Genomic DNA, 24,003 nt, shown 5'->3' with positions numbered 1-24,003 from the left:
CTTTGAGTGAGTCTGAGGCTGCGCTGGTGATTCGGTTCCGGGTTTTGAGAATTACTGGGAGAGCGTGACGATTCGGCGGGTTTCCTCGCGACTGGCGATCACCCGGTCGCGGATGTCCGGGGATTCCCACCAGCCGGGCAGTTCAACCCGGGCGGCTCTCATGTTCCGGTAGAACAACAGTGCCTCGCCCTCGCCGAGTTCCCTGATCCCGTCGACAGTCAGGGCGCGTTGCATGCGCGGCGAGATGGTCACCTGGTCGCGTCCCGTCCCGGTCGACACGCTGGCCTGGTCGACCGCTCGTTCGCGCAACAGCTCGGAGATGCTCTGCAAGTCCTTCGCGTTGCTCAGGCCACCGAGGATGAGCTTGATCGACGCGTTGTCCCAGATCTCCGTGGCCTGCTCGGGCCCCCAGCGTTGCCGCAGCTGTGACAGGGACTGAACGTAGACATACAGCTGGACTCCACGCCCGCCAGAATCGGCCAGCCGGGCGGCGAGATCATCAAGCGGTGTGATGCCGCTTGCTTCATCCATGACGACCCGAAACGGCGGGTCCAGCCGGAGATCTCCCTGTGCGCGTTTGGTGAACTGCTCAATTCCTGGCTTCTGCGACAGAATGTCCGTGCGGTGGAGGATTTCGGCCATGAGAGCAGTGATCATGGGTGCGGCGGAGTTCTTGCGGCCGCGGGAAATCATGTACAGCGTGTCGGTGCCGGACAGGATGAAGACGTCGATATCGAACGACTTGTCGCCTGGCTTCGGAGTCAGGGAGCGCATGACGGTCGGCGAGTTCAGCGGCCGCAAGATCAGCTCCAGTGTGGAGTAGATGCCGCCGGCGCCGCTGGTGTCGCTGGTGCTTTTGAGGCTGTCGAGGAGGTTCCGCAGTCCGCTGCCGATCGCGGGTGCCGCATCAGCGTGGGTGTCGAGGATCTGTGCGGGCTGGTAGGACTGGCTGGTGGTCCAGTACCAGATGCTCTCCAGACCGGCTCCGCTGAGCGCGGCAGCGTGCAGCATCGCCGCGAGGACACCTTCGCTCTTGCCCGAGAAGTAGCCGCCGTTCTTGGTGTCTTCCAGCGGCATCGCACTGCAGATGGCGACCGATCGGCGAAGCGCGACGTCGAAATCCTCGCACCCGGCGATGGGGTTCCACCGAAGCTTGTCCGGCCAGGGAACCCGACTCTCGGGATCAAAAACCCAGATCCGGCCGCGCTTGCTTCGATCCATGATGGTGAGCTCAACGACGTCAAAGCGGGTCGAGGTGGCCAGCAGCGCACCGGGTGCGCGCAGGACGTCCGACACAGCCTGGCGTTGGGTCTTGCCCATCCGCTGGGGTGCGACGACCAGCTTGGAGTCTTCGTGGGTTCCGTAGAGGCCTTCGCCAGTCCCCGGCCAGCGTGCGAAGAACGCCCCCGCGTCGTCCGGGCTGAGTGAGCGGACGCCTTCGAGTGAGGGGCGCAGGCGGCGAGCGGATCTCGCCACAGCGGCGGCGCCGAGCCGAGCGAGGACAGTGGCCTTGTCGGCCAGCCCAGTCCGGTGACCGCCCCGGCGGCTGCGGATCCATCGCCGCCACGCTGAGATCCGCCACCACAGCGCCCCTTCGGCAGCCACGATCAACCCCAAGAGGAGATAGGTCAGGAGGGCCGGGCCTGGGCGCGGATCGGTGCGCCACGCAGCCGCGGGATCGCCCGGGCTGGTCAGCCAGCGCCCTAGCACCAGGGGCTGCTGAGTAAGAGGTGGCCACGCCCAGCCCGCGCCGCTGATCAGTCCGGACAGCGCCGCGCCGAGCAGCGCCGCGAGAGCGAGGCCGACCAGCACCGCGGTGACCATCGGATAGAAGGTGCTGACCGGCGGCCGCGCGGACGTGTTGTGGAGTGGTTCCTGGTCACGCTGCGACACGACTGCTGATCCCTGTCAGGGCGTCGTCGGTGTCGGTCAGCGCGATCTCGCGCTGTGAGCGTTCGTGCCGCAGCAGGATCGGGTCCCGGCTGCCGACTTTGAGCAAGCAGGTGCCCTGCTCCAGCGCCATGATCGTTTCTTCGGTGCCGGCGGGGAGGTTGTAGAGCTCCACGCAGGCCTCGGCGTCGTCCTGGCTGCCTTGCCCGTACACGAACACGGTCTCGGCTTCTTGCAACAGCGAGCGGGCGGGGGAGTCGAGGGGAAGGTCGGAGACGTGGTGGAACCCGGCGATCGTGGCCAGACCCAGCCCGCGGGACAACTTCGTGTTGCGGCGGAAGATCGCTCCGACTGAGCCTTCGGCGACATGCCAGCCCTCTTCGATTACGTTGACTGTCTGCTGGCCCTCGCCTGAGCGGCGGGCGAGCATGTTCGCTTGCCAGGTGTTGATCAGTGTCATGACCACCCGCAGCGCGGGGCCGTCAAGTGGCAGGGCCGAGATGTCGAAATGGGTGAAGCCCGAGGGGTGGTCGAGATGCACGTCTCGGCTGGTTTCGGCGTCGACCAGCCCGGCGAGGTCCTCCTCGATCATCCGCTCGAGCGCAAACGCGGGGTCCAAACCCCAGTCTTGTAGTTCCCGGACCCGCCGGTTCAGCACGCGTGCCTGGTCGTCGGAGGGATGGAGCAGGTGGTGGACGATGTCACTGATCACCGGCACGCGAGTGCGGTTGTGCGCGTCCCGGGTAGCTGAGACCAGTGCGAGCCGAAGGGCTTTGCCCTCGCGCTCGCTGACCGGTCGGCCGAGAGCTTCCGCGAGCACCGCGCGCAGCAGCATCATCTGACCGGTCGGGCGCGCCAGCCCGCCACCGGGGTCGGCGTCGGCGTCGGCGTCCAGGTTGCCGGCCTGGTCATCCCCGAGCGCGATCACCGGGTCCAGCAGGTTCAGCCGCGAACCCCGGCCGTCGACGGTGAACCGGATGCTCGGCGCGCCGAGAAACTTGGCCAGCGCGGTGTATTCACCGGCCCCGGCTTGGAGCTTTTTGTCCAGCACCACGACTCGGCGGTTGTCGAGCAGCAGCTGCCGGGTGCATGCCCAGGTTTTCAGCAGCGAGGACTTGCCCTTGCCGACGTCGCCGATGACGGCGGCGTTCGGCGAGCTGATCAGTTTGTCCTCATAGGACACGAACGGGTCGTGGGTGACCAGCTGTCCCGAGAGCAGGTCTGTGCCGACGATGAGTCCGCGATAGCTGGTCGGCGGTGAGGACAGTGCCAGGTTCAGCGCCTCGGCTTGCCGTGTCGTGGTGTGCATCGGGTCGACCCGTGGCTCGTACCAGCCCCAGCGATCCAGCCACCGCCGTCGGCGCGGCGGCGGGGTGAACTGAGGTTCGGGCCGTTGCGACGGTGGTTGCGGCGGCTGCCAGCCCACTTGAGGCGGCGTGTGGTTGGCCCGCGCGGCTGGGGAACGGAGAATCATCACGCCGCCTCTCGTCGACTGTCCTGGTCCTCGCGCCACAGGCGCCGGATGATCTGGTAGTCCGGCTGGGACACGCCACCCCAGCTGCCGTAGGCCTCGCCGCGCAGCAGAGCGCCAGCGAGGCACTGGGTTCGGACGGGACAGTCCCCGCACAGGTTCGCGACGCGTTCCCTCTCGATGAGCAGGTCGCGCCCGAGGAACCGGGCGCTGTCGGGCGGGAAGAACCGTTCCGGATCGACGTTCCGGCAGCGGCGGGAAGGCTCGTTTTCCACGATGGACTGCAACGTCCATGGGTCGTCGTCGAAGCATCCGTCGATGTCGGCGAGGCGCTGAAGGTGGAAGCTGGTCGGCCCGCGCATCAGGCCACCGCCATTCCCCGCGCGAGCGGGTAGGTGGACAGCACGGCGACGTCGTGCTGGGTGTCCTGCCAGTCCAGATCGGTCAGCGCCGACTGCGCGGCCTCGTTGGCGACCCGCATGCACGCCCGCCGCAGCTCCGCCGGATCCGAGGCGGTCACCGAGATCGCCATCGACCAGTCCACTCCCTGATGCCCGGAGCCGGGCGCGAGATCGTGCAGCCGCCGCGCCGAGGCCGACAGCATGACCTCGTCGGTGCCGTCGCCGACCTGCCCTTTCTGGTCCGCGCCTTGCAAGGACGCACCGTCCTGAGCGACGTCGACGACAGCCCTGGCGCGGGCGATCCTGTCCGGGATGAACTCCATCCGGACGCTCAGCGTGCGGATCACCGACGGGTTGACCGCCGTCAGCAGCGGCGCCAGCCAGCGCGGTCCCAGCTTCGCGGGGGCGATGCCCGCGCGGGGGAGCACCGCGGTGCGGGTGTGCCAGCGGTCGTTGACGATTTGCCGGTCCCGTTCGGTGCGGTAGGACTGCCAGCAGTTCTCCCATCGCACGCCCTCGTGCTGATCGATCGGCCACCGCGGGTCTTGCAGGCTGCGCAGCATCGCGCAGGTCCGCTGCTCGCCCAGGACACGCGGGCGGGTCAGCTCGGCGCGGACGGCGAGGTCGGCCATCCGGGCGAGTTCCTCATGCACGAGCCCGGCCCATCCCGCGACACCCTCGCCGTAGGATTGGGACTCCTCGAAGAATTCACCGGTCAGCGGGATCCGCGCGATGAGGTAGTTACGATGCTGCTCGGCTGACACGGCGGTGAGGTCGATCAGGTCCTCGTAGGAGGCGATGATGTCCTCGAGGCCACCACGCCGCGACACCCGGCCGGACATGAACGCGCGGTGTGGTGCCGGGTCGTGCGGCACGATCCGGTTGAGCTGCTGCAATCCGCGGATGTAGCTACCGGCCTTGCCCAGTTGCGCGAGCAGAACACCGTACTGAATAGACGCCGAATCGTAGGCTCGATCAGTGCGCAGACCGGACGCCTGGCCCTGGACCTCCATCACCACCGACAGATAGGCGCGCTCGCCGGGATTGTGGTGGTGCAGGATGAACATCGACTCCCAGCCGGTCCCTGCCAGGTCGAGTGGCTCGACCCGCCCGAGCGGAATAGGACGATCCCACAACGGGAGCGGCCACGAGTCCGGCTCCATCTCGCGGATCTGCGCTGGAGCGGTGTACTGGGTTTCCCCACGGCGGCGCCGGATCCGCCATCTGAAAGCCCACATCCATTGCTCGGCGATCGACCGGCGCTGCGACCACGGACGGACCAGGGCGTAGGTCAGGCCGAGCAGCGCGAATCCGGCGGCTGCGCCGCTCATGCCGCCCACGCCGAGCCACAGGATGAACGCCCCGGCCGTGGACAGGCCCAACAGTGCGACCGCGGGTTTCGGCAGCGAGCCGAACAGGCCGCGGCGGCCGATCTCGCCTCCGAGTACGGAGATCCTCATCGTCTGTCACCTCGCACCACGTCCTCGTCGACTTCCGGAGCGCGATGCGCGGCGGTGCGTGCCTTGTTGAAGCCCGCTACTGCGGCCTGGGCGACAACACCCCATGGCCCGGCGGCTGCTCCGCTGGCCGCCCCTGCTTGCGCGGCGCCCGCGGTCGTTCCGGCGGCCGCACCGCCGTTCACGACCGCGCCACCCGCAGCGGTCGCGGCCTGCCGCCCAGTCGATGTCATGCCACCGGCCTGGCCGGACGATCCCGGCGAACCGGCGGCGCCCGTACCACCAGGAACACCGGTGCCACCCGGTTTTCCTGGGTGTCCCGCGGCCGGAGAACCGGAACGGGGCTGCGGCCGCTGGGACCCACGAGGTGGTTCCTGCTGGCGGCCGTAGTTGCTCTGGATCGAGTGTCCGTTTCCGCCGCCGGTCGGGCTGCCGCCGCCGGATGCCGACCCAGCTCCCCGGACCGCGATCGCGCCAACCCCCGCGCCGACGACAGACGAGGTACCGAAACCACCTGATGGCTGGGTGTCGTGGCTGTCAGCCTCGGTCGGCAGCAGAGGCGCGTACTTGAGAAGCGAAAACGGTGCCAGGCCCACCATGAGCATTGCGAAGCCCGCTGTGGCCAGTTGCGCCAGCAGAGGCAACCCGCCGCTCTGTATCGCCGGAATGGTCAGGTTGCCGTCGATCACCGCGAAGATGAATCCGAGCAACAGGAACAACAGCGGGGGCATGAACGCCATGCCGACGAACATCATCGGTGGCTTGAGCGCTTTCGTACGGTACTTCGGATGAATCAGCATCCCCCACGAAATCCCGGCCACCGCCCCGGCCAGCGGCAACGCCACCGACTGCACCACCAGGCCCGCGAACACGGCGAAGGCGCCCAAAATCATCAGCAAGAAGATGAGAATCGCGATGAACACGCCGCCGGGAAGGAGCGCGACGGAGACTTTCCCGAGCAGACCGAGTTTGACCACCGCGGAGTTGAGGTAGCCGGCGTCCCACGCCGCGATGCCGTTGGTCAGACCGCGCGTCATCTCCAGCAGCACCGTGGCGATCGCAGGGGAGAAGACCGCGAGGAACAGCCCGAGGGGAAGGCGTTTGAACAACGCCTCCTGGAGTTCCTCCCGGCCCCCGCCGCCATGGGCCGTCCGCCACAGCATCAGCAACGCCATGGCCGCCATGACCACGATGCCGATTCCGCTGCTGGCCGCGTACATGCTCAGGAACCACGGTGCCGTGGGGTCGAAATTCCCCACGCTGGCCAGCCCTTGCAACACCGTGGTGGTGAAGGTCGTGGCGCCTTGGTGCAGCGCGTTGGCGAGATCATCGATCGCCGACGACGGATTCGCGACGAACTTGCCCACCTCAGCCGGAGCCATCGCGACCCCCGCGAACGCGTTGACCACCCACTTCCCGCCGGTGTAGAGCGTGTCGCCGACGAGTTCGAGGAAACGCTTCACGTTGTCCAGCCATGACGAGTTGCTTTCGATGAACGCCGCCATTCCCGTGAACAACTTCCCTATGGCGACGTTCCACTCGACGCACTGGGGATGCTGTACCGGGTCGCTGGCGACCTTGGCGCAATCGACGAAGAACGCCTTCTCGCAGAAAGGGGACTTCGCCTTGACGCACGCACCGGTGAACTCCTCCACCGGGAGCTCGGACGGGTAGAGCGGCGGTAACGCCTTCATCCGCTCCAGGCTCGCTGGGTCCGGAGCGGAGACCCAGGTGAAGCCCCACGCGTTGTTCGCCAGGTTCGCCCATTTCTGCAGCTTGCTCGCGCACCCACCCTCACCGGTGGGGACCCGGTAGGCGTCCCGGTCGGCGGCACTGGCAGGGAACAGGTTCGGCAGCGATGGTGGCTCCTTGTTCGGATCGGCGTCCTTTCCACCGAAAGGGCCGCCCCAGAACAGTTTTCGGGATTCGGGAGGAAGCGACCAGTACATCAGCCGCGGCTCGTCGAGCATGATCGCGTTGAGATACAGGCCGACATTCCCGCCGTGGTCGATACACGACGGGTCACGGAACCATGGGGCGTCCCTGAATTCCTCGGTACCCACGACGTATTTCCGCAGTTCGACGGGGAAGCCTTGCGGCAGCTGTCCTCCGCCGACCGGGGTGTTCGGGTCGGCCAGCGCGGTGGGCGCGGCCATGACCAGGAACGCCAGCACAGTGAGGATCAGTGCGGCGATACGGTGGAACATGCTCCCCCCTAACGTTCAGGCGTTAGTTGATGTAGTAGGTGTAAAGACCGTTCGTCAGCGGCGCGGTGGCCGGAGCGGCGTTGGTGTCTCCCGGTTGCGGGCCGGAGTTCGCGCGCAGACCCGCCACCTTCCAGTCGCCGGTCTCCCACGTCAGCTGGATGGTGTGAGTGCTCCAGCGCGCGGCGGTGTTCGTACCACCGCCGATCGCATCCCCGGACCCGACCGCCACGACCCACACCTCGACCGTCGCGGCAGCGTCGGTGTAGGCGGTCACCCGCGTGGTCGCCGGGATCTTGCTGGTCTGGTCGGCGCTACCGGGCCGAGTGGAGAGCGCCCGCCGGGTGCCGTCGTCGGCGGTGCTGGCCGTCCACGTGGTGCTCGCGATCTCCGGGGCGGCTTGACCGTGGGCGAGGTTGGTCACCAGCTGCACCGCGTTGATGCCTGCCGTGGCGGCCCCGGCGCGATCGCGGGTGTAGCCGGAGGGCACGCCCTGGTTGATCTTCACCGGGCCATGCGGTGCCGCGACGATCCCGCCCGCCGGCGCGATTCCGCCTATCGGCCCGGTGACGCCCGCGGCCGGAGACTCGGCCGGGAACACCCAGCGGCCCAACGCGGCCCCGGCCACGAGCGCGGACACAGCGACCCCAACCCACAGTCCAGTACGGGAGCGACGGGCCGGGGTGTGCTGCACGAGTTTCGTCATGATCATCTCCTAGAAGAGGGCGACAACTGCTCCGAAGATGATCCCAATACCGGACACGACCGCCAGAGCCATACCCAGACGTTTGATGCCGTCGGTGTGTTCAAGGATGCTGGCCTGGTATCCGCCCTTCTTGGCCTCCTGCAGTTGGTAGGCGGCGCGGAGCGCACCGCCGGCCAGCCAGACAAACGTCAGTCCCCAGAGCCCCGCGAGAACCTTCTTCCACGCCTTGGTGAACTGGATCCCGAAGACGTTGAAATCCGGTATGACCCCGTCGAAGGGGTTCCTGGTTCCCTGCTGGGAGAGAAACTCCACTGCTGTCTGTGCAAAGTAGACATTGCTCATTGTGCTTTCGCCCTTCGTGCGGGCAGTTCGGTCACCGAAGCTTCGGCTCCTCGTGGCTCGGTGCCGGCCTGCGTGGCCACCGGTTGCTGTGCCGATTCCTGCTGGAGCGGACCGGTGCCCGGCGAAGTCGGCATCTGGTCCGGCCGGGTGCGTTCGCGCGCGGCGAGCCGGTCGGCGACCGCGGCCGCAGCGGCGACCCACGCTCGCCGCGATGCCTGGCTCGTCCGGTCGAACACGACAGGCGCGCCGCCAGCCAGCTGAGGGTCGAAGGGAACCTCGACCACGACCGCGGTCCGCGCACTGAAGTACTCCAGGACTCGTGACCTCACCCGTGGATCCGGCGCGGTCGCCGACGGGCTGATCACCGTCACCGCTGCTGCCGCCAGATCCGCGCGGCCGATCGCGCTCAGCGTGTCGAGCATCCACGCCGCCAGTTGAACGACGTCCGGATCGCAGGTGATCGGCACGACCAGCACGTCGGCCTGATGAGCGGCCCACTGCCACGCTCCCGATCGCGGATTCGTGCCGGTGTCCATCACCGTCAGGCGGTAGTAACGCGACAGCAGCAGCCCGATACGGCCGGTCTCGGCCGAGCCGATCTGGCCTCGTCGTCCCGCGTCGGCGTCGGCGGCCAGAATTTCCGCGCGGCTGGGTTGCGTTCGCAGGTAGTGGCTCATGTCGCCCGCGGAACCGGCCGGTCCGATCAGCCGCTCGAACGCGGCGAGCAGATGAGTCACCGTGGTCGCCGGTGTGGTGATCTCGGCCCGCTCGGCGAGCGTGCCGCGGGCCTCGTTGTTGTCCCACACCACCGTCGAGCCGCCGCGCAGCGTAGCGAACACGTGGCCGAGCATGAGCGCGGTCGTGGTCTTGCGGGAACCACCCTTCGGGTTCGCGACCATAATGAGTCGTGCGCCGCCGATGTACTGGCGCACAGCGACTTCGGCCAGGCGGTGCCGGGTTTCGGCGTGGCTTGGCTTCGGCTTGATCACGCCGAAGGTGGCACGGCGAAGCCTGCCTCGCCAGCCCCAGCTCGCGGGGTCGGCGGTGACCGGCGGCGCGGCGGCCAGGCCAGCACTGTCCAGCGCGCGAGTCTCGGGCGCCTCCGACGGCGCGTGTGGCGGTCGTGGTAGTGGCGGGCCGCCCGTGCGGGTGAGATCCACCGGTTCTTCCGCACCGTATTCTGAGGCATCGCCAGGTCGCATTTCTCTCACCTCCCTGGAATCGGCCGAGCGGCGACACCGCGGAAATCGCCGCCGGTACGCACTTTCGACACTTTGACAACGTCACCGCTTTGCGGTGCTTCGAGCATCTGATGCTGGCCTTCGAACTGGCCGAGGTACATGGCGACGTGGTGGGTTCCCCAGAACAGAAGATCTCCCGGCTCTGCCAGGGAAAACTGCACCACGTGCTTCGCGTTGGTCAGCTGTGTCCGCGATGGACGGGTGAGCTTGACACCGGCCTGGGCATAGGCGTAGGCGGTCAGCCCGGCGCAGTCGAACCCGATTTTGCTGGTATCACCGTGCTTGTCTGCGGCGCCACCGTTGTCACTGATGCCCTTGGTCGGCCCGTCGGCGTTACCGCCGCCCCATGCGTACGGGGTTCCCAGCCACGCCAGGCCCGAGCCGATCGCTTTCGCGGTTTGCGGTGTCGGAGCGATGATCTGCCCGGACACTCCGGCTTCCGGCGGCAACGTGACCTCGTTGCCGCGAATGGTGACGGCGATCTTGCCTTTCGCGGATTGGTCGGTGCATCGCAGTGGCGGGCCGGAACCGTCGTAGAGCGCGTTGGTGATGGCTTCGGCGAATGTCTGCCACTGGGCGTATTCCTGTGCTCCGGCGCCGCTGCGCTGGACCTCTTGGGCGAGGTCGTGGTTGGTGCGCGGGTCGGCGTCGTAACCGGGAACGCGTTTCATCAGGACGGTGAAGAATCCGCCGGCGGCCGCGGCGGTGTCGTGCGGGTCGTAGCCGGTGTACGCCTCGTACGGGCCGGGTGCGATCTGCTGGAACGTTCCGAGCGCCCGGCCTTTGTCGTTGTGAGGGTCCAGTTTGGACTCCTGGTAAGCCGTCTGGATCGCGACGGTCGCACCGCGTTTAGTGATCCTCCGGCCCTTCGCGGTGCCGAGGATCTTCTGAACGGTGTCGACTTTCTCCGGTGACAGGGTGATGCCGCCGAAGGTGTCGCCTGGCTGACGAGGTGCTGCTGGCGTGGACGTAGGTGCGGTGCAGGTCGGCGGACCGGGAACGACTGCCGCGGCCTCATGGCCGCCGAGCACCAGGACGGCACTGACGACCAGCGCGACGACGGCGGCGGGAACGATCAGCAGGACCTTCATCAGCCCGCGTCCACTGCGGCATCGACCAGCCACCGGCCGTCGCCGCCACGAACCACGCGACGAGTGCTGACCAGCGGGAGTGTCTGGAACGGTCGGCCGTCGGCGAGCTGGGTGCGCGCCGCCGACACCTGCACGTAGACCATCGACGGCGTCGTGGGCGCTTCCGGGTTGATCGATGCCTCGACCTGGTCGCAGCGAGTGGCCAGCTTCTGATTCTGCATCTGCTGGTAGCTCTGTGCGGTGTCGCCGTGGGTGGTGTCCGCGGCGGTGGCTTCCAGCGTCGCGTAGGTCGCCGCCCGGGTCAGGTTCCCGTTGATCGGCTCCATGAAGTCGGTCTGGCAGAACTGCCGCATCCATGCCGTCGTCACCCGGAGCGGATCGGTGAACAGGGCGCCGTCCACTTGCGGAGGCGCAACAGCGGGCGGCACCCCGGTCGGTTCTGTGTTGGCGGAGGTCGGCGTGATCGGAGCGACAGGTGGCAGCGTGAACTGCCCTTGCGCGGTCGATGAGATCGGTGCCGAACCCTGCGGCTGCGGCGCCTCCGTGGTTTTCTGGTCCGAGCAGCCGCCCAGTGCTGTCGTGAGCACCACGCCAGCCAGTAGCAGTTGCGTCGAGAGCCGGGTCATGCCCTGCTCCGTGCGGTCTCTGCCAGCACGTGGTGCAGCCACCCGGAGGCGAAGTCGGTGAAGGCGCCGCCGTCACGCGCAAGTGCCAGCGAATGCCCCGTGTGTGGCTGCACGTAGGTCGTCAGCGGCGCGGTGAAATAGCCCTGTTCGGCCGCGCGCAGGGAGTCCGCGCTTGTGCAGTCCACGGCCGTGCACGCCCAGGAGTCCTTCTCGCCGTTGGCTTCCAGCACCGGGGCGGTGATCCGCCGCGAGGTGTCGCGGGAGAGGCCGACCAGAACGCCGGGAAGCTCGGTCGCGCTCGCGACGTCCTTCGTGGCCTCGTCGGCAGCGAGCATGGCGGGATCAACCTCGCCGGTGGCGTGAAAGAGGGAGCCGCGGACACCAGGTCTGGTCGTCAGATATCCAGGGTCCAACGGGCGCCCCTCCAACGCGGCGGGGTACATGGAGGCCAAGGAGGTCAGAAGTTCAGCGGGCGCGATCCGGTGGCTGTAGCCAGTGAGGATGAGGGCGTCAACGTCGGCGGGGTGACGTGCGGCGGCGATGACCGCAGCCATGCTGCCCAATGAGTGACCGGCGAGTGCGACCCGGGCGTGCTTCTGCCCGGTGAGACCGCCGGACCGGGCGCGAGTGATCACCTGGTGCAAGGCGTCGGCCTGCATGCTGGCCGTGACCAGGGTGCTCAGCGGGTGTGAGCTGGCGCCGGTGCCGATCCGGTCAACCGCCAGTGTCGCGAATCCGGCGCTGGTCGCTCGTGCGGTATAGGAGTAGGCCGGTAGGCCGAGCCCCGACCAGTAGGTGTGGTTGTAGGTGCCTCCGGAGACCAAGACCTGCAGCGGAATGTCAGCCGCGGGCGAGGAGGGAAGGCAGAGTGACGCGTGCATCCTGGCGGCAACCAGTCCAGAGGCCACCGGGATATCGAGGTCGGTGCATGCGGCGCGGGCCGGTTCCGTGGCTGCGGACGCGCCGCCCGCGGCAAGTACGCCCGCGGCGAGCGCGATCAGGAGGACGACAGCGGCGTGGAACGGGCGACGACTACGGCGGTGTCGCCCATGCTGTCGTCTGCCGGACGCCTGCACCGGGATGGACCGGCGCGGGTGGTTGCGGGTTCTGGTGTGACGTCCCCTCATATTTCCCCCTACAGGTAATGAGACAGAAAAGTTTTTGTGGAGCGCGGCCGTTCGGTCAGCCGTGCTTATCCGGTGCTGGTCGCCGTCCACGCGCGAGCCACGCTCGCGGCGAACGCGTAGTTCGCGCCACCTGCCGCGATGGTTCGCCGTCCGAGGCCGCAGGCCGCTCCGATCGCGGAGACTGGCCCTCCGAGGGCGTCGGTCATCAACGCCAGGGCCGTCCGCGTCTCGTCCGGGTGTTCTTCCGCGACGACGCCGGCGATGACGTCGATTCCGCGCCGGAGCCTGCGCAGCGCGGCGAAGAAGTCGGGATCGTTCGACGGCGCAGCGCTGCCGTGCGCAACGGGGAGGTGTACGCGGGGCATGGGCACCCCGCGTTCGGTGAGGATGTCGGCGAGAGCGTTGAGGAACAGCACGGCTGCGTCGAGGTCGGTCGGTTCGAACAGCGCCCGATGCTCAAGGTCGCCGTAGCACAGGTGCAGAATCCAATGGGCGTCCGGCGCGACGCTGATGGTCTCGGAGACCTGGAGGGCCAGCTGTGCGGTCAGTTGTGACCAGAAGTCGCGTGGCGTGGCGTGATAGGCCAGAAGGATCGATGGGCTTTCCAGCTGTAGCTGGACCGCGTCGCCCCAGCGGCCGGCGATCTCGCGGATCTCGCCGTTGAGCATGGCCTGGGCATCGACCATCCAATCGGGTGCGGCCGCGGTCGAGCCGGAGACGAAATAGGCGAGGTCCAAGGCGTTCGGGATGCTGACCTGTAGCCGCTGCGGAATCTGGTGACCGGTGAGACGGTCTTTCACGGCGAAGGCTGCGGCGGTCTGCTCGACACGACCAAGCGCGAGATCGGCGGGGGAGAGGCGGTGACCGGGCTCGACCGTGTAGTAAGGCATGTCGGTGTACCCGCGGCTCTCCCCTGGGCGGGCTTTGGCCAGGCCGGTCACGAGTTCCCGGGAGTCGAGCCAGGCGATGATCCACCGGTCGTCGGTGATGTCGAACGGAAGGCCGGTCAGGGGAACACCGTGCTGGTGGTCGAGGTGCCATTGCATGGTGGAGAACGGGTCACCGCCCGCGCCGATGGGGACGGTCCCAACTGGGTGGATCTCCATCGGGCGGACAGTCCATTGATTCCGAGGTGGAGCGGACGGTGCGGCTACGGACATGACGTGCTCCTCGGGAGGTCGGACCAGGCGGATGGGCCTGATTGAAGGCGGGTGGGTGTGGTGCGCGGGGGCGCCGGGGGGCGATCGCCCCCGCGCAGCTCGGGTGCGGCGCCCGCATACGGTCGTTGTGTCTGCGGGCGTCGCTGGCATGCCAGTGCGTCAGTACCGGCCAGGCAGGGATTCGTGTTCGGAGACGCCGTTGCGGGTGTGGTGGGGCGGGCACGAGGGCTTGCTGCCAGCGGGGGAGAGCTCGATGGCCATGGTGATTCGCGGCTCAGGTCGAGCCGGCGTGTTCATCTCTTCTCCTTGTTGCCAGGGGAAAGCGTGGGTTTGGCCGACCGTGGGCGGCCGGTAATCCAGGTGTGCGCGGACCGCAAGAAACTGTCGTTGTCCGTCGGGGTGCCGACGGTGACGCGCACTCCGTAGTCGGCGACGTCCAGCACGAGGACTCCGTCGTCGTAACAGTGCGCGGCAAATCGGCCAGCATCCTCGGCGAGCGGAAGCCACAGGAAGTTGCCGTGTGACTCGCCTGGTGCGTAACCGATCCGGCGCAGCTCTGCGACCACGCGGGTTCGTTCCGCGACCACGCGGGAAATGTTGCGGTCGGTCGAGGTACGACTCTTGAGGGCCGCTACCCCGGCGACCTGGGCAGTCGTGCTGATCTCACGTGGAATCGCGCCGTCGCGCACTTTCCGCGCCAGCTCTGTCGACGCGACGCCGTATCCGACCCGTGCACCGGCGAGCCCATGAGCTTTCGAGAACGTCCGGACGACGGCGATGTTCTCGTGCCCCGCCGCCCAGTGTGCATGGGCGAGCTCGACGCCGTCGGGGACATCGGGATCGGTGACGAAGTCGCGGTACGCCTCGTCGAGCACAACCGTGACGTTGTCATCGAGGCTGGAGAGGAACGCGCGCAGCGCGGAGGTTCGCGCGACCGCCCCGGTGGGGTTGTGCGGATTAACCACGACGATCATGCGCGTGGCTGGGGTGACGGCCGCGAGGACCGCGTCCAGGTCCAGAGCATCGCCGCCGGTGTGCGGAACCCGCTGGGCCCGCACGCCCGCTTGCCGGGCGAAAATGTCGAACGCGTCGAACGCCGGTGTCGTCCACAGGACCGCGTCGTCCGGACTGCTGCACACGATTCGTGTGAGGCGCTGAAGGATCGACGATGATCCTGCCCCGAGCATGATCTGCTCCGACGGTGTCCGCAGATGCTCGGCAAGCGCATTGACCAGCGTCGCGCTGCGCGGATCAGGGTAGCGGTTGAGCTGCACATGGTCGGCGACGGCGGCACGGACCGGTGCGGGCGGGGCATGCGGGAGTTCGTTGGCTGCCAGACGGGTGATTCCGCCGATTCGGCGCGGCGTCGTGAACTGCGGGGGGTTCGTGTCAGTTGTCATCGCCAGCCCACACCGCTGAGCTCCAGGACGCCGATTGCAGCTGCTCCTTGAACGCCCCGTTCCGGAAGTCGTTCTGTACTTGCGCGACCCGCGCAACCGCAAGGGTGTCGAGCCGGGGAACGCGTTCCACGTCCTCGTTGAACGCGGGGTCCGTGCGGGCCTCGAACACCGTCGCGACCTCGGCGGAGAGATTCACACCGACATGCGGGACACCCGCTCCGACGGTCATGATCGAGTAAGGGCTGTGGATAAACAGGTGCTCGAGTTCGTCTCCGACAAGGGAGGCGACCAAGCCGTGCGCTACGAAAATGGTGATCTCGGAACGCGTATGCACGTGTGGCAGGGCATGGTGGAAACCGGGCATGCGCACGACGCCGGACGACAGAGACTTGATCGGTGCGACTCCTGCGTGGACAGCTGGCGCGAGCAGCTGGCGCTGCGGCCCGGTCTGATAGTCAGCCACCGGGTTCGTCGTGGTGTGCAGCAGACGATGCAGTTGGCGGGTCATTGTGGGTCCTCCTTGGACAGTCAGACGTGAAGGCTTGTCAATCGGGGGAACGGCCCCGGGTCGCGAGTGACGGGTACATCGGTGATCCGGACACCGACCTACTCCACTTCGCTGGATCCGGATGCTCCGGTGATCCGAGTGCCGAAGGGATCGAAGTTCCCTGCCGGTCCGATCGTGTGTCTCGGCGTCACCGAGCCAGCCCAGCTGTGGGCGGGAGTGATCCGACCTTTTTCTGTCGATGCCAGCGTTTCCGCGTCGGTGGCGCCGATCGCGAGGTTCGCTCCTGTGATGGCGATGGTGCCGAGCAGCAGAGCGGCTGTCAGCAGTTTCGTCAAGACGAACATGAAATGTCCTTTCGGGACAGTCGGGCGGATCTGAGGTCAGGCTGATGGGTCGTGTTCTTGCGATTCGACGGGGTCACCGGACTTTCGCGCGAACGTGTTCGCTGGGATGTGCAGCAAGGACACGGCCGGGCCGGGGTGGCACTGGTTGTAGAGCTGGATCAGCAGGTCGTAGCGGGCCGCGACCGCTGTTTCTGCGGCGGTGGAACCACGGAGCTGGTCGAGGCTGCGGCACACCTGTCGGTAGATCACATCGGTGATGGAGGCCTTTCCGTGGGCGAAGCGCGTGCGGGCGGTGCGGCAGTGGCCGAGCATGTGGCTCTCGTGCTTGTCGCCTCCGTCGGTACGGGGCCTCTGCGGATACCGCGCGCCGAGGCCCTGGAAACCAAGTTCGACCTCCAGGAGCTGCGGGACGAACAACTTGTCGATCACCTGCGCCGCAGCCGACGTCGTGGCGGCGCCTGTGCGGTACACCTCGAAGGCACCTGCGAGCTCGGCTAGCTCCGGCTCACTAAAGCTGCTCATGCCAGGCTCCGCGCCAACGTCGGTCGCGCGTGCGTCCAGAAGGCCACGATCGGGCAGCACGCGGGATCGCGTTCCACTAGCGAGCGGGCGATGTCCCAGATGTTGTGGGACCAGAACAGAAACTGCGCGCGTGACAACGCATTGTCGACAGGGAGATGCCCAGTTGGGACCGACAGACGTTGCGCGCGGTCGAGGATCGGCTTCAGCGGCGGCAGCGTCCCCGGCGTTCCGTGCTCGAGCACGGTCCGCAGGTAGCTCTGCACAAAATGGACCTGTGCGGCCTGGCTCCCCTGTGCATGGCGGAAAGACGCGTAGGCCAGGTGCCGCAGGTGCCTCGACCACGTAATCGGGGACCGGTGTCCGGTACGCCGGAACGGGTCCGGGCCGTCCCGGTCGCTGATGATCGTCGTGGGGGTCATGACGCTCTCCGATCAGTACCGCAGGGCGTAGGTGATCCGGCGGTACAGGGATTTGCGGCGGCGGGCTTCGTGGACACGCGCGTCGGCTTCGATGAGATCGGTCGCGGTACGGACCCGGTCCTCGGCTCGCGCGACCGCCTCGCCGATCGGCATGACCAGCGGCAGCTGGTGGTGATCCACGATCTGCTCGACTCGCTCCGTGATCGAGCCCCGGACGATCAGGTACGGGAGACCGAGTTCGTCGAGAGACTCCAGCAGGAGCCGGTCCGAGAGCAGTCGGAATTCTTCCGACACCGGGCGGTGCCCGTCCGCGTGCATGGGGAACTCGACAGGCAGATGGACGTAAGCGTCGTAGAGTCTCCGGGCGCGGTCTTTGGTGAGGTCGCCGTAAATGTTCATGTACTGCTGATAAAAGCGCCGCACGCGGAAGCCGGAGAGAGTCTTGAGCTGCCGCAGTGCCCAGCCGGCGCCGGGGTTGATGCCCACTCGCATCCGGGCTTCGCCGTACACCCACTCGTGCACGACCGACCCGTCGGAGACGAACCCACCCGGGATCGACTCGTTCGCGACTCGCTCCTCGAATCGCCTCAGCCCGAGCTTGATCAGCTCCATCGCCGACAGCTCCTGCACCTGCTTGCCGGGAACGACGTCCGCGAGGATTTCGCGGGAGGTCTTGGCGTGTGTTCGGGGGAGACCGGTCGCCTGCGCCACCGCCTCGGTTGTGGTGCTCTTACCGGTGGAGTAGGTGCCCGAAATGGCCAGGCGCAGGGCTTTGGTTGCCGTCATGTCGATGCTCCGGAGAAGACGCGGCGAGCCGCGGGGGCGAGGGCGTGGATCGGGGGGTGGCCGGTGTCCAGCCAGCGGGCGAAACGGACGCGCTCGTGATCGCCGGCGACAGCAGGTTCGACAAGCAACGGTGACTGCAAGACCGGAGGTGGCGTCGCACGGGAACAGGTGGACTCGAAGAAGCGCTGGCCACGCTCACGAAGCTGCGGCGGCAGCCACCCAAGGAAGGGGATGCGTAGCTCACTGACGTAGCCGGTGAACTCCGCGAGTTTCACCAAGTCTTCCGGGGCGTCGATTAGTTCTTCGGTGAGCAGTGGCACGATCGTCGGCATTTCGGCGAGCACGACCAGCAACGGCGCGCCGCTGCGGACGTGCTCGGCGATCTCGGCTTCCTGCTCACGGGTTGGCCACAGGCCGCTTGGACGCCAGCGCGCGGGACCGGTCCGGATCCAGCTCAACCGGGCAGCGCCTTCGACGACGATGAGAATGTCGTCATGGCGGAGTGCGGGGCCGGTGTTCATGCGGACTCCCGGCCGGTGGGAAGTTCGTGCGCTAGACGGAACTGGAACTGCAGACCGCTGAAGAGGGCTCGCCACGACGAAGTGCGCCAGGTGCCGCCGGCGAAGTTCACCAATCCCGTACGAGTGACTGAGGCGGAGGTACTGAACGGTGTACCGAGCCGCTGGTGCGGCGGCGGGCCGAACACGTCAATGTTGCGCAGCCACAGGGTGTTGCTGTCACCGCGGTCGATGTCGTCGAGGTCGTAGAGCAAGCTCTGCGCGAGCTGCGCGAGGACGATCATGCCGTCGATCAGGGTGATGGCGGGCTGGTACCGCCCGGCGATGCCGCTCGGGTGGATGTCCTCGCCGGTGATGCGTGCGGTGGCGGATACAACAGTGTGGTTCTCGGCCACGACAACGTCGCGCAGCTCGTGGTCGCGGGTTTGGAACCCACTGCCGAAATAGCGGCGGGCCGGGTCGCCGAGCGACTCCTCAGCTGCGAGTGGGCGCGGCCCGCTGATGCGGGCATGCAGATCGCGGGGGTGAACGATCTCGCACAGAGTCGCCAGTCCACCGACATGACCAGTGAATCGCGTGACAGCGCCATCATCGTCGCTCTTCGTCACGACACGCCGCGCCGACATCGACACATCAGCGAGCTGTTCGTCGGGCGCCTTTCCGGCCTTGATAGTCAGCCGCCGGATCGTCAGCCCGCGACGTTGCTCATCGGTGAGCCCGAAGGTCGCGGTGAAGTACAGGTCGGCGAGTTGCACGGCGAGCGCCGCCACATCGAGGGAGCTCACGTGCGGTGTTCGGGGCTCGCCTGTGGTCTTGGAGGACCAGTCGAGTGGATAGCGCAGCCGAGCATGACCGGTGATCGAGCTGTCACGAGGGTCCAGGACAGCGTTGGTGATCCGGTGCGACACGCGTTTGAAGCCGTCACCGAAGTAACGATCGGCGCGGGGCCCGAGTTGATCGTCGATCGAGGTGAACCGACGCGGTGCCCGGCGTATGGCACTGGAAGATGCGTCGTGCACGTGAACTCCTTGTCGAGAATGTGGCGGAAAGCGGTGGTGGGGCCGGGCCAGAGGGAGGGGATGAAAGTGGCCCGACCCCGGTCCATCGGCCGGTCACGGCGTGGCGTCCCGCTACGACGCCCTGCTCGTCCTCGGCTTGCCTGGCTTCCGCAGGGCGGTCGCCGGGCGTTCGGCTACAGCTCGCGGCTGTCCGGGCTGATGGTCAGCTCCCGGCTGTCGGGCGCACTGAACGTGATGCGCGTGCCGTCCGGCGCGGTGTCAGCGGTTCCGGCGCCGTGCAGGTACGAGGTGGGACCGCTCGCGGTGTCGGCGAGCGCGGTTCCGGCGGCGGCGAGGCCGGCGCCGGTGACGAATGCGGCGAGGAAGAGCCCGGCGACGGTGCGGCGGGCGAAAAGGGTGCTGGTCATAGGAATTCCTCCAAAGGTCGGATGGAGCGGATGGGGCGGGCGGATCGGTCGGTCCGGCCGAGGTGATGGCCATGCGCCGCGCTGCGGCGCGGCGCATGGCGGTGCGGCGGGTCAGCAGCGCGGGAGCGAGCGATCCGGCGACGGGTAGACGTACTGGGAGCTGGAGAACCCATAGATCCAGCGGGAACCGGTGTAGTAGCCGATCCAGGACCACCAGCTGCCCCCGGCGTACCGCTCGCACGAAATCCACAGGTGGGCGTACCGGGGAAGCAGGCCGACGACCGTGCCCGATGGGACGCTCGCGCGGATTCGGACCCCAGAAGCGCTGCCGTTGCGCCCGGGGTGCCACTGGTAGCCAGCCTTGACGCTCATCTGGCCGTCCATGGCCGGAGGCTGGGCGTAGTTGCTGGGCCCGGGGCCATGCTGGTCGCGGGCGAGGGTGAGCCCGCCGGTGACCTTGACGGGGACTTCGGTCGCGATCGCAGCGGAGGCCTCGGCGGCGACTCCGCGGCCGTCTGCCCAACTGTGGCCAGGGGCCAAGGTGAGACCGGTGATCCGGGTGCCGTCAGGCACCTGGCCACCGAGGTAGGAGACGGGATTGGCCTGCGGCTGGATGATGTGGCCCGGTTCGGCACTGGCGAGACCGGCCCCGGCGAGACTGCTCACGGCGGCAGCGGCGGCCGCCACCAGGCCGAGCTTCGCCCGACGGGAGATCGTCGATTTCGTCAGCACCACGGCAGGTACCTCAAATCGGACCAGAACGTCCCGTACCAGACCTTGAACAGGTCAGACCTCATCCAGCCGGTCGTCCACTGGCCGTTCCCAGTCGTGCGGAAGCCGACCCAACCCCACAACCGACCGTCACTTCCCGGAATCTTGCAGCCCGCAGTGCCGCCCCACTGGCCGGTCTGCGCCAGGCCGAGGACCCGGCCGTACGGGACCGACGCCCGGATACGAGCCCCGGTCACCGTCGTCTCGGCGTGCCTGCCATCACCGGTGATCCTCATCGACTGGCCTGAGTCGGCCGCCGCCACGCCCTGCTTGCCCGCCCGCCACTTCCCGAACGCACCAGGGTCGGTAGCGCGAACCTTCGATCCGTCTGGGGCGGTGACCAACGCGTCCGGGGCCAAGCCCTCGGGCGGCACGCCGACGTCGGGCTTCACGACCTGGTGCACGGTGGCGCCGTGCGGAGCGGCCGGTGCTGGGGTCGCCTCGGCGAGCCCGGTACCTCCCGCCAGACTGGCACAGGCGATAGCACCGGCCACGCCGATCTTCGCCCGCTGCGATAGCAGCTTCATTATTTCTCCCTTTGCGAACGTCCATAACATGGATTCGCAGAGGCGTCACACGGGCCATACACAAGAGGCTTCACGATGCCGCTTCTTCGGCGGCAAAATGTTTCTTGTGTGCCGGGCGGTATTGTGCAGGTTCCCCAACCTGCCCGCGCCTGCCATAGCCCGGGACTACTGTGACGTCCCCGCGATCAGCGCCTGTGATTGCTGATGAGATCTACAATGCGGGGTGCGATTGCATTTAGTCAAGCTATTCAGAAGAGTATTTCGAGACAATTTCCCGCACATTTTCGGGCATGACAATAGTCGAGTGGTCGAAGAGGGCGGGTATGTGAAGTGCCGCGCTATTCCGAAATAGGTCCGGATCCGATCCTGTGCTTATCCGGGAGGGCTGCGGGGGATGCGGAGGCGTCCGTCGCAACACCCTGCCTGTGGAACGGGGAGTGTGGTCAGCGCGACCCGGCCGCAGCCGCCTGTGGTGGTCGTCGAGTTCATGCTTGCCTCCTAGGTGGGTGGTTTCCGGCCTGCTGGAACAAAAGGGAGCCAGCTTCCAGAATTGTCGATTAGTGCCTTCTGTTTATCGACGCTGGTTTGGCTCCACCCTTTCCGCGACGAACGGGATTCCCGATCCGCACACCGTCGCGCTGGCGTGCGGGTTGATGGTGTAGCCGGTGACGCGGGCGTATTCCTGCGCCGGACCACCCTCGAACACGGCACGCTCGTGGCCGGTCGCGACGTCGCCGACGAGCCGGAGGGTCTGTCCGTGGTCGGTGACCATCTCGGCGCAGCCAACGTGGTCGGTGCGCCACGTCACGGTGCCTTCGATGACGATCCGCGGACCGGGTTGTTCGGGCGGAGCCAGTGTCACCCAGCCGGCGGTGGGCACAGGATGCGGGGACGGCGGGTCGCCGCTGCAGGCCGTCAGCGTCGCCGCGGCTGCGGCGAGCAGGGGGACCAGGCTGCACTGGACGTTCATGCGCGGCCTCCATTGTGCTCGTGCGCCGCGCCGACGACCTCGTTCGCGACCAGGATCAGCGAGTTCGGTTCCTGCATTCGGGCCGTCAAGGGAGTCAGCAGGTCATGCGCGTGGGCGGCGCTGAACCCGCGTCCCAGCAGCCAGACCTCCCGCGTCCGGGTGTCGCAGCGGCGGACGGCGTAGATCTCGCGGGTGCGCTTGATGTACCCCACCAGCCAGCATCCGGTGCGGGCGAGGGGCTGCTCGACTGGATCGTCTCCTTCGCGCCGCCACAGGTCCCCGAAGTCCTCGCCCCCGATGGTTCCGGCCAGTCCGTCCGGCGCCGCCTCACGGCGGGTGTCCGCCAGGAAATTGCGGACGTCCTCGAACACGGACACCCCAGCTGGCACGGCGGAAGAACGGACCCACCCGGCTGCAGCTTCGGCGAGTAGGCCCTCCCGTGGTGCGAGGGCAACGACGAATGACCGGAGAATCGCCTTCAGCTCGACGACTTCCGCGTGCACCATGCTGGCCTCACCATGAACTCGGTTTGCCTCGTCGAGCTCGTCTCTTGCGCGGCGCTTCCGGCCGAAGCAGGTCTTCCTCACCGCGGAATATTCCCGACGGCAGCGAGCCACCTCGGCGGCGTCGGCGGCGACACGAGCGGCCAACCGCTTGTCGAGGTCTCGCATTTCGCTGTCCAAACGAAGAAGATCGGCACCGGCGTCGCTGGTGATCCCCTGCTCGTCGAGCAACATGGCAGCAACCTCGGCGGGAACGAGGGCCCGCTGGTCCCGTAAGTGGATGACCAAGCCGTCGATGCCTGCGTTCTCCCACCACGGTTCGGCGTGCCCGGTCGGGGTGGCGCTGATCATTCCGCCACGTCTCCTTGCTGCGGCGTGCGTCGGGAAGCGCCCGACGGTATAGCGGGGGCGAACCAGTAGGTGGTGGTGATGTCATCGACGGCAATGGTGGCGAACGTGGTGTAGCCGGTACTCTGCATCGCCTCCAGCAAGTCGGCTTTCGTCGTGGCGTGCAAGAACCCTGCGAAAAGTGGAGCTTGGCTGGGATCCTGCGGCTGTCGGGCTACGTGTGCCCAGCCTGACTCCTCGTCACGAAGGAGGACCAAGAGCGGCGGACGGGACGACACAAGGCCGGTCATCATGCTGTCTCCTTTCTTGCTAAGTGAGAGTGCGGAAGCGGGCTCCAGGGCGTGCCGGAGGCGGTTCACTTGGCAGCCTGTAGGTCCGTGTGTGCAGGGTCGGCCAGATAAGTGCGAATCAATGCGGCGACGTAGGCGGGATCGCGGCGGTGCGCGAGGTGCCCGTGACGGGGCATTCCCACCAGCCTTGCGGCTGGGAGCGTCTTCGCCAGGGCGAGGGTGGAGTCGCGATTGGAATGCTCGGCCGAGCGATCGCCGAGCAACAGCAGCGTAGGCACTGTGATTCCTGTGTAGGTTTCCGCGGTCCACTTCAGACGATCGGCCATCTCGACTTCGCGAAGTAGGGCAGGAATCTGGCTCTGCAGCCAGGTGTCGCGAGACTTTTCGACCGCGAGCGTCGGCGTGAGTCCCGCGAACTCACGCAGATAGCTGTGCAGGGCTGCGGCGTAGTCACCGCGTTCTGTTGCAGTCGTGATTGGGTCCAGTAGGCCGCGGACCACCGGGCCTTCGGCAATCAATGGCGGTTCATAGAGAATCGCTGCCATGACAGGTAATGCGGGCATGCGCAGCAGCGCGTGTAGCGCGATCAGTGCCCCGTAGGAATGCCCCACGACGCTTGCGGGCCCGCCGATGCGCTCGAGAACTGCTGACAGGTCGTCGACTTCCCGGTCGAGAGAGTAGTCATCGCCCGTGTCAGCGCGACGCCGGTGCACCAGCCAACAGCGGTGATGCCGCCCTAGAACTGTGGCCACAGGCACCCAGCTGCTTGTGTCGTCCATTCCCCCGTGCACGAGGATCACGTCCGGGCCGCGTCCGATGCGGGTGATTCTGATAGGCGTTCCGTCGGCGCTCGTAGTGGTCAGGTCGGTGATGTCCAGCTGAAACGCGTGCATGTCTTCCTTTGACGTCATCTAGCGGGCATGGCGGCACACCGGCAGTCGCCGGCGGCGAGGGG

The 24,003-nt window shown here is 67.3% G+C and carries 28 protein-coding genes; all 28 read right to left on the bottom strand.

The features are described from left to right. Positions 1-51 precede the first annotated feature (51 nt). Entirely contained in the window at positions 52-1,893 is a 1,842-nt protein-coding gene (locus tag DL991_RS10875) for a type IV secretory system conjugative DNA transfer family protein (RefSeq protein WP_125783583.1), read from the bottom strand. Further along, entirely contained in the window at positions 1,880-3,364 is a 1,485-nt protein-coding gene (locus DL991_RS10870; protein ID WP_233598782.1) for an ATP/GTP-binding protein, read from the bottom strand. The genes DL991_RS10875 and DL991_RS10870 overlap by 14 nt, the downstream gene beginning before the upstream one ends. Continuing rightward, the gene (locus DL991_RS10865) at positions 3,364-3,723 is read right to left on the bottom strand and encodes a WhiB family transcriptional regulator (RefSeq protein ID WP_125783581.1); all 360 of its coding nucleotides are present in this window, start codon (positions 3,721-3,723) and stop codon (positions 3,364-3,366) included. Before DL991_RS10865 ends, DL991_RS10870 begins: the two co-directional genes overlap by 1 nt. Then, positions 3,723-5,222, bottom strand: coding sequence for an SCO6880 family protein (locus tag DL991_RS10860; protein ID WP_125783579.1), 1,500 nt, complete (start codon positions 5,220-5,222; stop codon positions 3,723-3,725). Before DL991_RS10860 ends, DL991_RS10865 begins: the two co-directional genes overlap by 1 nt. Then, positions 5,219-7,426 (bottom strand): hypothetical protein, encoded by a 2,208-nt coding sequence (locus DL991_RS10855; RefSeq protein ID WP_125783577.1) that lies wholly within the window; start codon positions 7,424-7,426, stop codon positions 5,219-5,221. Before DL991_RS10855 ends, DL991_RS10860 begins: the two co-directional genes overlap by 4 nt. Before the next feature lie 22 nt (positions 7,427-7,448). Beyond that, positions 7,449-8,129, bottom strand: a complete 681-nt coding sequence (locus DL991_RS10850; RefSeq protein WP_125783575.1) for a hypothetical protein — start codon at positions 8,127-8,129, stop codon at positions 7,449-7,451. Positions 8,130-8,138: 9 nt separating this feature from the next. Continuing rightward, entirely contained in the window at positions 8,139-8,471 is a 333-nt protein-coding gene (locus tag DL991_RS10845) for a hypothetical protein (RefSeq protein ID WP_125783573.1), read from the bottom strand. After that, entirely contained in the window at positions 8,468-9,631 is a 1,164-nt protein-coding gene (locus DL991_RS10840) for a cobalamin biosynthesis protein CobQ (protein ID WP_125783571.1), read from the bottom strand. Before DL991_RS10840 ends, DL991_RS10845 begins: the two co-directional genes overlap by 4 nt. Positions 9,632-9,678: 47 nt before the next feature. Beyond that, positions 9,679-10,803 (bottom strand): C40 family peptidase, encoded by a 1,125-nt coding sequence (locus tag DL991_RS10835; protein ID WP_199753913.1) that lies wholly within the window; start codon positions 10,801-10,803, stop codon positions 9,679-9,681. Continuing rightward, a complete protein-coding gene (locus DL991_RS42920) occupies positions 10,803-11,429 on the bottom strand; it encodes a hypothetical protein (RefSeq protein WP_199753912.1) in 627 nt (208 codons plus the stop codon). Before DL991_RS42920 ends, DL991_RS10835 begins: the two co-directional genes overlap by 1 nt. Further along, positions 11,426-12,556 carry an alpha/beta fold hydrolase gene (locus tag DL991_RS10830; RefSeq protein ID WP_125783567.1) on the bottom strand — a complete coding sequence of 377 codons (1,131 nt, stop codon included), beginning with the start codon at positions 12,554-12,556 and terminating at the stop codon, positions 11,426-11,428. The genes DL991_RS42920 and DL991_RS10830 overlap by 4 nt, the downstream gene beginning before the upstream one ends. Before the next feature lie 65 nt (positions 12,557-12,621). Further along, positions 12,622-13,662, bottom strand: coding sequence for a hypothetical protein (locus DL991_RS10825; RefSeq protein WP_125783565.1), 1,041 nt, complete (start codon positions 13,660-13,662; stop codon positions 12,622-12,624). Between the two features lie 213 nt (positions 13,663-13,875). After that, a complete protein-coding gene (locus tag DL991_RS42615; protein ID WP_158634423.1) occupies positions 13,876-14,013 on the bottom strand; it encodes a hypothetical protein in 138 nt (45 codons plus the stop codon). After that, positions 14,010-15,116: an aminotransferase class I/II-fold pyridoxal phosphate-dependent enzyme gene (locus DL991_RS10820; protein WP_125783563.1), complete on the bottom strand. Its 1,107-nt coding sequence runs from the start codon at positions 15,114-15,116 to the stop codon at positions 14,010-14,012. Before DL991_RS10820 ends, DL991_RS42615 begins: the two co-directional genes overlap by 4 nt. Then, the gene (locus tag DL991_RS10815) at positions 15,106-15,624 is read right to left on the bottom strand and encodes a hypothetical protein (RefSeq protein WP_125783561.1); all 519 of its coding nucleotides are present in this window, start codon (positions 15,622-15,624) and stop codon (positions 15,106-15,108) included. Before DL991_RS10815 ends, DL991_RS10820 begins: the two co-directional genes overlap by 11 nt. 98 nt (positions 15,625-15,722) lie before the next feature. Continuing rightward, on the bottom strand, positions 15,723-15,959 hold the full coding sequence (locus DL991_RS10810; RefSeq protein WP_125783559.1) for a hypothetical protein: 237 nt from the start codon (positions 15,957-15,959) through the stop codon (positions 15,723-15,725). Positions 15,960-16,004: 45 nt separating this feature from the next. Further along, positions 16,005-16,490, bottom strand: coding sequence for a hypothetical protein (locus DL991_RS10805; RefSeq protein ID WP_125783557.1), 486 nt, complete (start codon positions 16,488-16,490; stop codon positions 16,005-16,007). Beyond that, positions 16,487-16,909, bottom strand: a complete 423-nt coding sequence (locus tag DL991_RS10800) for a hypothetical protein (protein ID WP_125783555.1) — start codon at positions 16,907-16,909, stop codon at positions 16,487-16,489. The genes DL991_RS10805 and DL991_RS10800 overlap by 4 nt, the downstream gene beginning before the upstream one ends. Positions 16,910-16,921: 12 nt before the next feature. Continuing rightward, positions 16,922-17,695, bottom strand: coding sequence for an ATP-binding protein (locus DL991_RS10795; protein ID WP_125783553.1), 774 nt, complete (start codon positions 17,693-17,695; stop codon positions 16,922-16,924). Next, on the bottom strand, positions 17,692-18,216 hold the full coding sequence (locus DL991_RS10790; protein ID WP_125783551.1) for a hypothetical protein: 525 nt from the start codon (positions 18,214-18,216) through the stop codon (positions 17,692-17,694). The genes DL991_RS10795 and DL991_RS10790 overlap by 4 nt, the downstream gene beginning before the upstream one ends. Then, positions 18,213-19,232 carry an AvrD family protein gene (locus tag DL991_RS10785; protein ID WP_158634422.1) on the bottom strand — a complete coding sequence of 340 codons (1,020 nt, stop codon included), beginning with the start codon at positions 19,230-19,232 and terminating at the stop codon, positions 18,213-18,215. The genes DL991_RS10790 and DL991_RS10785 overlap by 4 nt, the downstream gene beginning before the upstream one ends. A gap of 173 nt (positions 19,233-19,405) precedes the next feature. After that, positions 19,406-19,639, bottom strand: coding sequence for a hypothetical protein (locus DL991_RS10780; RefSeq protein ID WP_125783547.1), 234 nt, complete (start codon positions 19,637-19,639; stop codon positions 19,406-19,408). 111 nt (positions 19,640-19,750) lie between these two features. Next, positions 19,751-20,374 carry a hypothetical protein gene (locus DL991_RS10775; protein ID WP_125783545.1) on the bottom strand — a complete coding sequence of 208 codons (624 nt, stop codon included), beginning with the start codon at positions 20,372-20,374 and terminating at the stop codon, positions 19,751-19,753. After that, complete coding sequence (locus tag DL991_RS10770; RefSeq protein WP_125783543.1) at positions 20,365-20,937, bottom strand: hypothetical protein; 573 nt, start codon at positions 20,935-20,937, stop codon at positions 20,365-20,367. The genes DL991_RS10775 and DL991_RS10770 overlap by 10 nt, the downstream gene beginning before the upstream one ends. A gap of 571 nt (positions 20,938-21,508) precedes the next feature. Next, positions 21,509-21,907 (bottom strand): hypothetical protein, encoded by a 399-nt coding sequence (locus tag DL991_RS10765; RefSeq protein ID WP_125783541.1) that lies wholly within the window; start codon positions 21,905-21,907, stop codon positions 21,509-21,511. Further along, positions 21,904-22,761, bottom strand: coding sequence for a hypothetical protein (locus DL991_RS10760; protein ID WP_125783539.1), 858 nt, complete (start codon positions 22,759-22,761; stop codon positions 21,904-21,906). The genes DL991_RS10765 and DL991_RS10760 overlap by 4 nt, the downstream gene beginning before the upstream one ends. Then, positions 22,758-23,051 carry a hypothetical protein gene (locus DL991_RS10755; RefSeq protein WP_125783537.1) on the bottom strand — a complete coding sequence of 98 codons (294 nt, stop codon included), beginning with the start codon at positions 23,049-23,051 and terminating at the stop codon, positions 22,758-22,760. Before DL991_RS10755 ends, DL991_RS10760 begins: the two co-directional genes overlap by 4 nt. A 62-nt stretch (positions 23,052-23,113) precedes the next feature. Then, positions 23,114-23,959, bottom strand: coding sequence for an alpha/beta fold hydrolase (locus DL991_RS10750; protein ID WP_125783535.1), 846 nt, complete (start codon positions 23,957-23,959; stop codon positions 23,114-23,116). Positions 23,960-24,003: the final 44 nt, after the last annotated feature.

Source organism: Amycolatopsis sp. WAC 01375, from assembly GCF_003947325.1.
Classification (GTDB): Bacteria; Actinomycetota; Actinomycetes; order Mycobacteriales; family Pseudonocardiaceae; genus Amycolatopsis.
The sequence above is the reverse complement of the archived record's forward strand: the minus strand, read 5'-3'. Positions and strand labels throughout refer to the sequence as shown.

Bases quoted from the DNA above. Each gene is read 5' to 3' on its own strand.
- DL991_RS10870 (WP_233598782.1), bottom strand. From the start codon at position 3,364: ATGATTCTCCGTTCCCCAGCCGCGCGGGCCAACCACACGCCGCCTCAA.
- DL991_RS10865 (WP_125783581.1), bottom strand. From the start codon at position 3,723: ATGCGCGGGCCGACCAGCTTCCACCTTCAGCGCCTCGCCGACATCGAC.
- DL991_RS10860 (WP_125783579.1), bottom strand. From the start codon at position 5,222: ATGAGGATCTCCGTACTCGGAGGCGAGATCGGCCGCCGCGGCCTGTTC.
- DL991_RS10855 (WP_125783577.1), bottom strand. From the start codon at position 7,426: ATGTTCCACCGTATCGCCGCACTGATCCTCACTGTGCTGGCGTTCCTG.
- DL991_RS10850 (WP_125783575.1), bottom strand. From the start codon at position 8,129: ATGACGAAACTCGTGCAGCACACCCCGGCCCGTCGCTCCCGTACTGGA.
- DL991_RS10845 (WP_125783573.1), bottom strand. From the start codon at position 8,471: ATGAGCAATGTCTACTTTGCACAGACAGCAGTGGAGTTTCTCTCCCAG.
- DL991_RS10835 (WP_199753913.1), bottom strand. From the start codon at position 10,803: ATGAAGGTCCTGCTGATCGTTCCCGCCGCCGTCGTCGCGCTGGTCGTC.
- DL991_RS42920 (WP_199753912.1), bottom strand. From the start codon at position 11,429: ATGACCCGGCTCTCGACGCAACTGCTACTGGCTGGCGTGGTGCTCACG.
- DL991_RS10830 (WP_125783567.1), bottom strand. From the start codon at position 12,556: ATGAGGGGACGTCACACCAGAACCCGCAACCACCCGCGCCGGTCCATC.
- DL991_RS10825 (WP_125783565.1), bottom strand. From the start codon at position 13,662: ATGGAGATCCACCCAGTTGGGACCGTCCCCATCGGCGCGGGCGGTGAC.
- DL991_RS42615 (WP_158634423.1), bottom strand. From the start codon at position 14,013: ATGAACACGCCGGCTCGACCTGAGCCGCGAATCACCATGGCCATCGAG.
- DL991_RS10820 (WP_125783563.1), bottom strand. From the start codon at position 15,116: ATGACAACTGACACGAACCCCCCGCAGTTCACGACGCCGCGCCGAATC.
- DL991_RS10815 (WP_125783561.1), bottom strand. From the start codon at position 15,624: ATGACCCGCCAACTGCATCGTCTGCTGCACACCACGACGAACCCGGTG.
- DL991_RS10805 (WP_125783557.1), bottom strand. From the start codon at position 16,490: ATGAGCAGCTTTAGTGAGCCGGAGCTAGCCGAGCTCGCAGGTGCCTTC.
- DL991_RS10800 (WP_125783555.1), bottom strand. From the start codon at position 16,909: ATGACCCCCACGACGATCATCAGCGACCGGGACGGCCCGGACCCGTTC.
- DL991_RS10795 (WP_125783553.1), bottom strand. From the start codon at position 17,695: ATGACGGCAACCAAAGCCCTGCGCCTGGCCATTTCGGGCACCTACTCC.
- DL991_RS10790 (WP_125783551.1), bottom strand. From the start codon at position 18,216: ATGAACACCGGCCCCGCACTCCGCCATGACGACATTCTCATCGTCGTC.
- DL991_RS10780 (WP_125783547.1), bottom strand. From the start codon at position 19,639: ATGACCAGCACCCTTTTCGCCCGCCGCACCGTCGCCGGGCTCTTCCTC.
- DL991_RS10770 (WP_125783543.1), bottom strand. From the start codon at position 20,937: ATGAAGCTGCTATCGCAGCGGGCGAAGATCGGCGTGGCCGGTGCTATC.
- DL991_RS10765 (WP_125783541.1), bottom strand. From the start codon at position 21,907: ATGAACGTCCAGTGCAGCCTGGTCCCCCTGCTCGCCGCAGCCGCGGCG.
- DL991_RS10760 (WP_125783539.1), bottom strand. From the start codon at position 22,761: ATGATCAGCGCCACCCCGACCGGGCACGCCGAACCGTGGTGGGAGAAC.
- DL991_RS10755 (WP_125783537.1), bottom strand. From the start codon at position 23,051: ATGATGACCGGCCTTGTGTCGTCCCGTCCGCCGCTCTTGGTCCTCCTT.
- DL991_RS10750 (WP_125783535.1), bottom strand. From the start codon at position 23,959: ATGACGTCAAAGGAAGACATGCACGCGTTTCAGCTGGACATCACCGAC.